Origin of the sequence: Staphylococcus sp. HMSC067F07, from assembly GCF_001837405.1 — a bacterium.
In the GTDB taxonomy this organism is placed as follows: Bacteria; Bacillota; Bacilli; order Staphylococcales; family Staphylococcaceae; genus Staphylococcus; species Staphylococcus capitis.
Genome location: NZ_KV832219.1, coordinates 1 through 10,162, shown reverse-complemented (window position 1 = coordinate 10,162; position 10,162 = coordinate 1). Strand labels below are relative to the sequence as shown.

12 protein-coding genes and 2 pseudogenes are annotated in these 10,162 nt (G+C 30.1%); 6 read left to right on the top strand and 8 right to left on the bottom strand.

All coding sequences use genetic code 11. From position 1 onward, the window contains the following. Positions 1-394: 394 nt before the first annotated feature. Positions 395-961 (bottom strand): DsbA family protein, encoded by a 567-nt coding sequence (locus HMPREF2706_RS01955; RefSeq protein WP_044466833.1) that lies wholly within the window; start codon positions 959-961, stop codon positions 395-397. 174 nt (positions 962-1,135) lie between these two features. On the opposite strand from HMPREF2706_RS01955, the gene HMPREF2706_RS12290 reads away from it, so the two are divergent. Continuing rightward, complete coding sequence (locus HMPREF2706_RS12290; RefSeq protein ID WP_044466834.1) at positions 1,136-1,717, top strand: hypothetical protein; 582 nt, start codon at positions 1,136-1,138, stop codon at positions 1,715-1,717. A gap of 409 nt (positions 1,718-2,126) precedes the next feature. Here HMPREF2706_RS12290 and HMPREF2706_RS01940 read toward each other — a convergent pair whose 3' ends face one another. The 6 genes and pseudogenes from HMPREF2706_RS01940 to HMPREF2706_RS01920 all read right to left on the bottom strand — a co-directional run bounded on the left by HMPREF2706_RS01940 (position 2,127) and on the right by HMPREF2706_RS01920 (position 4,926). Then, the gene (locus HMPREF2706_RS01940) at positions 2,127-2,414 is read right to left on the bottom strand and encodes a hypothetical protein (protein ID WP_049427006.1); all 288 of its coding nucleotides are present in this window, start codon (positions 2,412-2,414) and stop codon (positions 2,127-2,129) included. 3 nt (positions 2,415-2,417) lie between these two features. After that, complete coding sequence (locus HMPREF2706_RS01935; protein ID WP_070862161.1) at positions 2,418-2,900, bottom strand: hypothetical protein; 483 nt, start codon at positions 2,898-2,900, stop codon at positions 2,418-2,420. Positions 2,901-2,907: 7 nt separating this feature from the next. Beyond that, positions 2,908-3,531: a recombinase family protein gene (locus HMPREF2706_RS01930; protein ID WP_049427001.1), complete on the bottom strand. Its 624-nt coding sequence runs from the start codon at positions 3,529-3,531 to the stop codon at positions 2,908-2,910. A gap of 179 nt (positions 3,532-3,710) precedes the next feature. Next, positions 3,711-3,794: pseudogene (locus HMPREF2706_RS12005) on the bottom strand (ATP-binding protein); the annotation flags it as partial. Beyond that, positions 3,795-4,331 (bottom strand): hypothetical protein, encoded by a 537-nt coding sequence (locus tag HMPREF2706_RS01925; protein ID WP_002451368.1) that lies wholly within the window; start codon positions 4,329-4,331, stop codon positions 3,795-3,797. 13 nt (positions 4,332-4,344) lie between these two features. Next, complete coding sequence (locus HMPREF2706_RS01920; RefSeq protein WP_001124173.1) at positions 4,345-4,926, bottom strand: TetR/AcrR family transcriptional regulator; 582 nt, start codon at positions 4,924-4,926, stop codon at positions 4,345-4,347. A gap of 205 nt (positions 4,927-5,131) precedes the next feature. Between HMPREF2706_RS01920 and HMPREF2706_RS01915 the strand changes: the two genes are divergently transcribed. Next, positions 5,132-5,710: a recombinase family protein gene (locus tag HMPREF2706_RS01915; RefSeq protein WP_001829991.1), complete on the top strand. Its 579-nt coding sequence runs from the start codon at positions 5,132-5,134 to the stop codon at positions 5,708-5,710. Between the two features lie 130 nt (positions 5,711-5,840). Then, positions 5,841-6,449, top strand: coding sequence for a recombinase family protein (locus HMPREF2706_RS01910; protein ID WP_000583527.1), 609 nt, complete (start codon positions 5,841-5,843; stop codon positions 6,447-6,449). A gap of 209 nt (positions 6,450-6,658) precedes the next feature. Here the strand turns inward: HMPREF2706_RS01910 and qacR are convergent, their stop codons facing one another. Further along, positions 6,659-7,225, bottom strand: coding sequence for a multidrug-binding transcriptional regulator QacR (gene qacR / locus HMPREF2706_RS01905; RefSeq protein WP_001832666.1), 567 nt, complete (start codon positions 7,223-7,225; stop codon positions 6,659-6,661). Positions 7,226-7,402: 177 nt separating this feature from the next. On the opposite strand from qacR, the gene qac reads away from it, so the two are divergent. The 3 genes and pseudogenes from qac to HMPREF2706_RS12430 form a co-directional block, all read left to right on the top strand. Beyond that, positions 7,403-8,947: a QacA/B family quaternary ammonium compound efflux MFS transporter gene (gene qac / locus HMPREF2706_RS01900; protein WP_002449598.1), complete on the top strand. Its 1,545-nt coding sequence runs from the start codon at positions 7,403-7,405 to the stop codon at positions 8,945-8,947. A gap of 204 nt (positions 8,948-9,151) precedes the next feature. After that, on the top strand, positions 9,152-9,712 hold the full coding sequence (locus tag HMPREF2706_RS01895; RefSeq protein WP_001077893.1) for a hypothetical protein: 561 nt from the start codon (positions 9,152-9,154) through the stop codon (positions 9,710-9,712). A 63-nt stretch (positions 9,713-9,775) separates the two neighbouring features. Beyond that, a pseudogene (locus HMPREF2706_RS12430) lies at positions 9,776-9,910 on the top strand (HAD hydrolase family protein); the annotation flags it as partial. Positions 9,911-10,162 lie beyond the last annotated feature (252 nt).

Here is a 10,162-nt window from a genome sequence, read left to right as displayed (position 1 = left end):
ATTATACTATAAATTCAACTTTGCAACAGAACCATATTTTACCCTATTTATACGTAATGAATCACATTTTACATTTGACGTATTTCATGATAGGATAATAGTGAAATAACGACAGTGAACATGATTAAGACCCCAGCAGTTGCAGCTGCTAGGGTCTTTCTTTGTGCCATCATTTACTTTTTGTGCTTATTCATAAGATGTACAACATACATCATTACGAAATTGCTCAACACATTTGCAACAAATGTGCCAAAAACAACAGTGAACATGAAATCACCTCCTAACATGTTAAAAACATATTGTTAGAGGCTCAATGACACAACTATTAATTTTATCACATCTATAATATAACAAAATAACAAAGATGTTTTATCTATGTCGTTATAAATTTTATTTATTTTAGATACTTTTTATATTCCTTATAACTATAAGGATCTTTCAACTTCTTATCATTCACATAAACCGTTGGTGCCTCTTTCACACCTTTATCTTTATAGCGTCGCACATCTTTTTTAGCATCTTTCCATGATTGGCTATTTTTCGTTCTATAATCTTTTTTGATTTTATTTGTTTTACTCTTACTTAAATTCAATTTGTCTATTTGCTTATCAATTAACTTTCTAGTAATCCATTTGTTCTCATGGTTAGGTTGTTTTGAAAACATAAGTTTTTGGAATTTTAAAGACTTTTTAGGCGCTATATTTTCAACAGCATGAGCGGCACGAGAACCTGTTACTGAGTCTTTACCTAAAAAAGCCATGTTCACGAATTGATAGTCAGCTTTCCCTTTATCAATATAATCTTTTTCTAGTTTAGGCATGATGTGATCATCTACTTGCTTACAATAAGGACATTTGAAATCACCATACTCCACAATTTTATTTTTAGGTTTATGATGATTACTATTTGAACATCCTGCTAAAAATAATAATATTAGAAAGCAAAATAACATTCGTTTCATAAAATAGTTACATCCTTTTTTTGACATATTATATTTAAATTTAATTAATAAAGTCAATATTTCAACGAATATGAATAAAATACAGACACTTATGAACTACAATAACTTTTAAAACTATATAAATGGTAATTTATAGATAGATACAAAACAAATACATATTAGGAGAGATGACATATGGAAAAAGCATATAACGTAAAATCAAAAGTAGTTAAAGGCTTTGCTGCATTTGCTATCATAACTGGTATGACTGTTAGCACTGGTTTAGCGGACAATCATTCACAAGCTGCTGAAAATAACCAAACACAAAAAGCATCATCTAAAAGTGCTGGTGAAATAGTAAAAATTGATGACAATATGGGTAGAATTGATTTAAATAAAAATATTACATACAATGTAGATGAAAATGGTATAGCTACATTAAAAGATAAAAATACAAATAAAACAGAACAATTACCATCAACAGCTAAAGACAAAAACGGTAAAAATGTAAACATAGTTTATTTTGAAGAAAAAGGTAAATTAGGTATGCAGGTAGTTCCTAATCAACAAGACCGTAAAAAGAAAAAAGGGTCTGTTGCTAAATGTGTTATCGGAACAGCAGGCGGTGCTGTAGGAGGAGCAACAGCAGGAGGTCTTACAGGTGCTGGTGTGGGTACAGTTACATTACCAGTTGTAGGTACAGTAAGTGGTGGCGTTGTAGGTACAGTCGGTGGAGGTATCGGCGGTGCTTCAGGTGGCTACGTAGCAGGTTGCTAATTAAGGTGTGATAATTATGGAGAATAAAATGTACAGATGGCCTATACTCTTTATAGTAATAATCAATTATGTATTAATGCTAACACTCTTTTTATGGGTATCGAATATAGGGCGTTTAAATACATTATTGCTAACAATACCATTTCTTTTAATGACAATAGTATACGTTATTAATTTTGTGAATTATCATAAGGACAAGTGAATTATCAAAATAGAGAACACAAAAAGGAGCTAACCTTAAAGGTTAGCTCCTTTCTTTTAACCTAAAAAACGTAAGTCTAGGACTAACGCCTAGACTGATTTTTAGGTTTTTAAGGTTCTTCAAATTCCAATTCTTCTACATATACAAATTGATAATGTTTTGGTCTTTTCTAAAAAATTACTTCTTAATTTTTTGATATCTTCATTGCTATACATAATCGTGATACGCCTCCATTCGATCTTCTTCAAACTCTTGTAATTCACCTTTTGCTTGTTGCATGTCTACTAAGTCCATAAAATCACCAAGTTCTTTTTCTGAATTAGATCTAAAGTGTTCAATATCTTTTTCTAAATCAACAACTCTCTCTTTCTCTTTGTAATTCAATAATCCATAAAGTATTTTATTAAACTCTTTAGGCTCATACTCATCTAAATAATTCTGTATATAATATTCTTTTTCTTCTTCTGTTACATATTCAGCAAAGTTAGCATTCATATTTTATTCCTCCGATTCATTCTGTAATTTTTGTAATATTTTGATTACTAATGTAATATCAACATCATATTTTTCAGATATTCGTTGTATTTCTTTATAATCCTTTATAAATGCTCCTATTTCACCATTATCATCAAGTTCAACATTTAAATTATCTTTATTAGGTCGTAATTCGTTTACTATATTTTCGTAAATTACTTCTTGATCAATTATTATAAAATACAAGTTCATTTCCGATTCTACTTCGCATTCACAATCAGCTAACCTAAAGAATATTTTTTCAAGAATATGTTTTGAATGTTCAGGTAAATAACCACCCTTCTTTTCTAATGTAGGTACTATTTGTTCAGTACTATTTTTTATTCTTGTGTATTCTCTTGGTTCTAATTCAAATAAGTTATTTAATATACGTAACAATAGATCTAAATTTTGCTCATTCATTTTATCTTGGATCATTCTTTGAATTATTTTATTATCTTTTATCATTGTAAGATCACTCCGATTCACGTTTGATTTCATTTTTTATACGTTGAACAGTTTTCATACCTAGACCATACTTTTTAGCTGTGCCCCTGATTGTTCCTCCATTCTTTAATACCTCTACTACTTTTTCATAAATAACTCGACCTTGAGGGTTATCACTATCTTTTGAATACTTTACTTTCTTACCTTTATAACGTCCTTCTTTTTTAGCTCTTTCAATACCTACACGCTGACGCTCAAGCATGTATAAACGTTCTGTTTCGGCTTGAAATGTTAGAACGGACAACATTACATTAAGCAATAACTTACCCATGCCATATTTATCATTGGCTGGTATATCGGGTAAATCTTTGGAATGAAGTATAATACCATCATTTAGCAACTCACGTACCATTTCTTCAACGACATTTGCCTTACGTCCTAGACGATCTAATTTGAAAACATATAGATCATCACCTTGTCTGATTTTGGCATTTAATAAACTTTTAAAACCATCACGCTCGTAAGGACTTGTTGTACCACTTATCTCATCTACAAATATATTCTTGCGATCAACTCCTTGCTCAATTAACCAATTGATTTGATTTTCCAGATGCTGTTCCTCAGTTGAGACTCTTGCATATCCAAATTTCATTTTTTTAAGTACTCCTCAAATTTCATTTTAGAACGCCACAAACATTATAGGTGTAATACCCTAATGACAACATAAGTGTATCATCATATCAGTATGTCACTTTATTCGATATATGAGAATGATTTTACCTAATAAATGAGAAAAGCAACGCACTATATTAAAATGCGTTGCTTTTTCTATTATCGAATACCTATAACTAAACTATCTCTAGCTGTTTCTACAACTTCTGTACTTATTTTATCTAAACCATTTATATCCATAATTTAATTTCTTTTTGGAGGCCACACAAAATATGAAATACAAATAATTAAGTCTATAATAATAACAATTGTCCAAATATGAATAACACCATCCATAGCTTCTGTACGACTTTTATCATTAATTAAATAAACAATTAAATGTAAAATCCCAGTACCTATAATGTAAGACAGTAAATGTTTCAACCAACTTTTAGCATAGTTTTTAGAGTAAGCTAAACCGTCAAGTTTATAAGGTTTGGAACCTTGCTTCATCACATAATATCTAAATCTATCATCTGCCCAATTTATCATGCTTTTGCCAAAGACAAGAGAAATTGAAATATAAACTGCTGCTATAGCATGTGGCATTTCAGCTGTTGCACCATTCATAAGGTCTACAACCGTTGTTATAAGGAGTATTAAATCTATAATAGGCGTAAGTGCAAGGAAGAATAAACCTAATGTTTGTTGATTTAATATATATCTTGTTACTAAACCAAGTAATATTACAAACCAAAAGGCTATTTCACAAAAAATTATAAGCCATATTATAAAATTCACGGGCTGTCCTCCTTTATTTCGTTAATCTAACTATTTCTTCATCAACAATGATTTGAATATCATCGTTTGAAACACCGTTTGGATTAAGCAATTTATGTAAAGCTAAACCGTCAATTAATGCATGTAATTTCATCGAATTAAGATGAATATTCACATTGTTCTTCAGCAAATGATCGTTTTTTAATAATGTCAAAATACTATTACATAATTGATCTAACCCATCATCAAGTGTACTTTGACCATACTCATGTATGTCATTGCGAAACGCCATCCAAACTTCCATATCAGCTAGTCTCTCTTTATCCAATGGTAGTACTGTTAATAAACTCGCTTTTGCTTTATCTATTGTAGTAAGGTTTTCAGATTTAAATATTGCTTCAATTCTCCTCCTTACTTTTAATTCTACTGTAGACATTACAGCATTTAATAACTCTGAATGATTCGGAAAATAATATCTAATCTGTCCAGGTGTCATATCAGCTAATTTCGCAATTTGTCTTACAGTAGATCCCTTAACTCCTTTTTCTACAATGGAGTCGAAAGCGTATTGAATGATTTGTTTTTTCTTTTCTTTATGATTAATTATTTTTGGCATAGTTATATGTTAACACATTTTAATACAGTTGTGTTAAAAAAAGTGTACAGAAAACAACCATTTTCTGTACACTCTCTTTTTATATCTAGATATATAGCTAGTATACATATTTTAGTGTTCAATAACCCAACAGAAAATCTATGTTCATAAATATGGTTAGAATTAAGTTATGGTACAATGAAAATCTACATAGGAGGTTTGTATTTTGAAAATAGGTTATGCAAGAGTCTCAACTGGTTTGCAAAATTTGAATTTGCAGGAAGATCGATTAAATCAATATGGTTGTGAAAAGATATTTAGCGATCATATAAGTGGATCAAGAAGTAAACGTCCTGGTTTAGATAAAGCTATTGAATTTGCGAGGTCAGGAGATACGATTGTTGTTTGGAGACTAGATAGATTAGGACGTAACATGGAAGATTTAATCACATTAGTTAATGAACTTAATAATCGAGGCGTGAGTTTTCATAGTTTAGAAGAAAATATAACAATGGATAAATCAAGTTCTACAGGACAATTGTTATTTCATTTATTCGCAGCATTTGCAGAGTTTGAACGTAATTTAATTTTAGAACGTTCTTCAGCGGGGCGAATGGCAGCTCGTGCTAGAGGACGCTATGGAGGTCGACCCGAAAAATTAAATAAACAAGATTTGACTTTACTCAAAACACTTTATGATAATGGAACCCCGATTAAAACTATTGCAGAGCAATGGAAAGTTTCACGTACAACAATCTATCGTTATCTCAATAAGTTAAATAACCAAGAAAATAAAGATAAATAAAAAATATTACTGAGTTTTAAGAAAGATAAAAGTTAGACAGGATACACCCTAATCATACAAAATAAGTTGTTGAAATTATCGCAATTAGAACGTATGATTAGGGTGTATATTAATTATGGAGTGAAGATGAATGATTATAGGTTATGCGAGAGTATCATCGATAGATCAAAATTTAGAAAGACAATTGGATAATTTAAAGACGTTTGGTGTGGAGAAAATCTTTACAGAGAAACAGTCGGGAAAGTCAGTGGAAAATAGACCTGTATTTCAAGAAGCACTCAATTTTGTCAGAATGGGAGATCGATTCGTTGTGGAATCTATTGATCGTTTGGGACGTGATTATGATGAAATTATTGAAACTGTGAGTTATTTAAAAGAGAAAGACGTTCAGTTAATGATTACCAGCTTACCTATGATGAATGAAGTGATTGGCAATCCATTACTGGATAAGTTTATGAAAGATTTAATCGTTCAAATTTTAGCAATGGTTTCAGAACAAGAGAGAAATGAAAGTAAACGTCGACAAGCGCAAGGAATTCAAGTTGCGAAGGAAAAAGGCGTATATAAAGGGCGCCCCTTACTTTATTCACCAAATGCCAAAGACCCACAGAAACGTATTATTTATCATCGCGTGGTGGAAATGTTAGAAGAAGGGAAAGCAATTAGTAAGATTGCGAAAGAAGTTAATATCACAAGACAGACAGTTTATAGAATTAAGCATGATAAGGGATCATCTTGATAAATGGGTCGTCAATGCAAATAAGAGGCTCTCACAGAGTCTCAAAACTCATATTATATTATTGAAATGATCTTTTAATAATTATACAAGAAAAAAGAGAGTGCGAATTCGCACTCTCTTTTTGTGTAGTAATACTATTTAAATTTTTTATCAATAATGAACGTAATTTAGAAATAATATTTATTGGTATTTCAAGAATATATATATAATTATTTACTAAGTCCATTTAAAAAAATTTGAGAGAACTTGTTCATAAGTTTAATTCTTTCATTAATATTTTGTTCATGTGTAAAGGTAACAATTCCATTAACAGCGTTTGCTGCTATTTTACTAACAGCATTAACATCATTAATACACCATTCGCCATTTAAATTACCCTCCTTAAAAATTACATGATAAGCATCTATATATTTGTTTTCTAATTTATTCATTTTTTCATTAATGCTATTAGTTTTATAATATTCAGTGCAAAATTCAATTATTGCGTTTTGAAGTGGATAATAGTATTCGGTTGTTAAAGATAGTTCATTATATAAATAAAATTTTTCTCTATTAGTTTTACATTTGATTTGTTCCTTTTTCCACTGTTCTTGCCATTTAGATTCTTCTATATTTAAAATTTCTAAAAATAGATTTTCTTTTGTTTTAAAGTGATAATAAAGATTCCCTTTACTACTTTCTGATAATTTAACAATTTCTCCAGTAGTAGTGGCATTATATCCATTTTTTATAAATAATTCCTTTGCGACACCTAGTATTTTATCTTTCAAGTTCATCACGCCTTTAATAAGTATTAAGTACTATCAATGATAGCACAAAAAATTCAAAGAATAATTGTATAACACAATACAGCCATTTAAATTTCGCAAGATTTTTTGTTGTAATATGTAAAAAAATAGATTATAATCCTTATAGACCGGTCGAACGGTCTATAAGGATTGGAGGGAACTTAAATGATTTCATTTTTTACAAAAACTACTGATATGATGACATCAAAAAAAAGATGGACTGCACTAGTAGTATTAGCTGTTAGTTTGTTTGTTGTTACAATGGATATGACAATATTAATTATGGCTTTACCGGAATTAGTAAGAGAGTTAGAGCCTTCTGGTACCCAACAGTTATGGATAGTTGATATATACTCTCTTGTTTTAGCTGGCTTTATAATTCCATTGAGTGCCTTTGCTGATAAATGGGGAAGAAAAAAAGCATTATTAACTGGATTTGCTTTATTTGGCCTCGTTTCATTAGCTATATTTTTCGCAGAAAGTGCAGAGTTCGTAATAGCTATTCGATTTTTACTTGGTATTGCAGGTGCTTTAATAATGCCAACTACTCTTTCAATGATAAGAGTAATTTTTGAAAACCCTAAAGAAAGGGCCACTGCATTAGCTGTATGGTCAATCGTTTCATCGATAGGTGCTGTTTTTGGACCAATTATCGGAGGAGCTTTACTTGAGCAATTTTCATGGCACTCGGCATTTTTAATTAATGTACCGTTTGTGATAATAGCAGTTGTAGCAGGTTTATTTTTATTACCAGAGTCTAAGTTATCAAAAGAAAAGTCTCACTCGTGGGATATTCCTTCTACAATTTTATCAATTGCAGGCATGATTGGACTGGTATGGAGTATCAAAGAATTTTCAAAAGAAGGACTAGCAGATATTATTCCATGGGTTGTAATAGTATTAGCAATTACCATGATAGTGATATTTGTTAAACGTAATTTATCAAGTTCTGATCCAATGTTAGACGTAAGACTTTTTAAAAAGAGATCATTTTCAGCTGGTACAATTGCTGCATTTATGACAATGTTTGCAATGACATCTGTTTTGTTATTAGCTTCACAATGGTTACAGGTTGTGGAAGAACTTTCTCCTTTTAAAGCTGGCTTATACCTATTACCTATGGCAATAGGAGATATGGTGTTTGCACCAATTGCACCCGGATTAGCGGCGCGATTTGGACCGAAAATAGTGTTACCTTCCGGAATTGGAATTGCAGCCATTGGCATGTTTATTATGTATTTCTTTGGTCATCCATTATCATATTCTACAATGGCTTTAGCATTAATTTTAGTTGGAGCTGGTACGGCTTCACTAGCAGTTGCATCTGCTCTAATAATGTTAGAAACACCTACATCAAAAGCAGGTAATGCAGCTGCTGTTGAAGAGTCTATGTATGACCTTGGAAATGTTTTTGGTGTAGCAGTACTTGGTAGCCTATCTTCTATGCTTTATCGTGTATTTTTAGATATTTCATCTTTTTCATCAAAAGGTATAGTTGGAGATTTAGCTCATGTAGCTGAAGAATCTGTAGTGGGCGCTGTCGAAGTAGCTAAAGCTACGGGGATAAAACAGCTTGCAAACGAGGCTGTAACATCATTTAATGATGCTTTTGTAGCAACTGCTTTAGTAGGTGGGATTATCATGATTATCATTTCAATAGTTGTCTATTTGTTAATTCCCAAATCACTTGATATAACTAAACAAAAATAGTACTAAACATATATTTTTAGATATTGTAGATTAGTTTATTTTTAAAATTAGTAATAGTTAAAAAGTAGAACCATTAATTTTAAATGGTTCTACTTTTTTATTATTAAGTAAAATTATAAAAGACAATTTCTTAAATTAATAATATGATATACCTATATCTAATAATTTATTAGTATTAATAAACCTTGAAAGGATGATTAACTGATGAATAGAGCAGATATTTTTAAAATATTTGATGTAGAACTTAATATAACTATATTTTTAGGAGCACTAGTAGCAACTTTCATCTATTTTATAAGTTACATGAACAATGTAAATGAATTAATTACATTATGCTTAACATTAGCTTTTCCTGCATATTTATTAAAAATTAGCAGATCGTTCGAGGTTATTTTATTAGAGGAAAAAATAAAAAATAGTAAAATCAAAATCTGTGACAAAGATAGAATTGAACGAGAGATACTGGTGAAAAAGAACCTAATAGATGAACTATTGTTTCCTAATAGAGTTATTAAAAAATATACACTGACAATTTTAATTTACAGTATAGGTATTATTATTCTTTTACTACTTTGTAATATGTTAAGTTATGGAATTGGTGAAAATGTCAATTTTATCTGGAGATTACTAGCTTGTTATGTAACGAGTGTCACAGTGATTATAGTTGCCTTGATTATAATGATAATGATATTTGATCTTATAATTGGATTACTATTAAATTTTCAAATATTTTTAAAAAATAAAAAGTATGATGACTTTTTATAATTATTCGATTTATATAATGAAAAATTAAATGATTAAACATAGAAACCTCAAAACAAACCATATTTAATAGAGTTTATGGCGCCTTATACAAATAAAGGCTATGCTGTTAAAGAATTATGTAGCTATCTTCAGATTAATATGGATGATGTTTATACTATTGGCGATAGAAAATTGATTTACCTATGTTTAATACCCTAGATAATTCTTCTGATAATTTAGTTTTTGTTAGAGTTTAACATAACTGATGATTATCAGAAGTTCCATCACTATAAAAGGTGTATCAAGGGTTTATAAACTCTTGATACACCTTTTATAGTCATTTTTAATTACCAAACAGTTTACTCCAAAAACTTTTTTTAGAATGATTTTCGTTTCTGATATCCTCTTTCTGCTCACCATCTATTTTATTACCTTGTTGGTTCTGTTGCAAAGTAAAAAAATATAGCTAAC

Bases quoted from the DNA above. Each gene is read 5' to 3' on its own strand.
- HMPREF2706_RS01955 (WP_044466833.1), bottom strand. From the start codon at position 961: ATGAAACGAATGTTATTTTGCTTTCTAATATTATTATTTTTAGCAGGA.
- HMPREF2706_RS12290 (WP_044466834.1), top strand. From the start codon at position 1,136: ATGGAAAAAGCATATAACGTAAAATCAAAAGTAGTTAAAGGCTTTGCT.
- HMPREF2706_RS01940 (WP_049427006.1), bottom strand. From the start codon at position 2,414: ATGAATGCTAACTTTGCTGAATATGTAACAGAAGAAGAAAAAGAATAT.
- HMPREF2706_RS01935 (WP_070862161.1), bottom strand. From the start codon at position 2,900: ATGATAAAAGATAATAAAATAATTCAAAGAATGATCCAAGATAAAATG.
- HMPREF2706_RS01930 (WP_049427001.1), bottom strand. From the start codon at position 3,531: ATGAAATTTGGATATGCAAGAGTCTCAACTGAGGAACAGCATCTGGAA.
- HMPREF2706_RS01920 (WP_001124173.1), bottom strand. From the start codon at position 4,926: ATGCCAAAAATAATTAATCATAAAGAAAAGAAAAAACAAATCATTCAA.
- HMPREF2706_RS01910 (WP_000583527.1), top strand. From the start codon at position 5,841: ATGATTATAGGTTATGCGAGAGTATCATCGATAGATCAAAATTTAGAA.
- qacR (WP_001832666.1), bottom strand. From the start codon at position 7,225: ATGAACTTGAAAGATAAAATACTAGGTGTCGCAAAGGAATTATTTATA.
- qac (WP_002449598.1), top strand. From the start codon at position 7,403: ATGATTTCATTTTTTACAAAAACTACTGATATGATGACATCAAAAAAA.
- HMPREF2706_RS01895 (WP_001077893.1), top strand. From the start codon at position 9,152: ATGAATAGAGCAGATATTTTTAAAATATTTGATGTAGAACTTAATATA.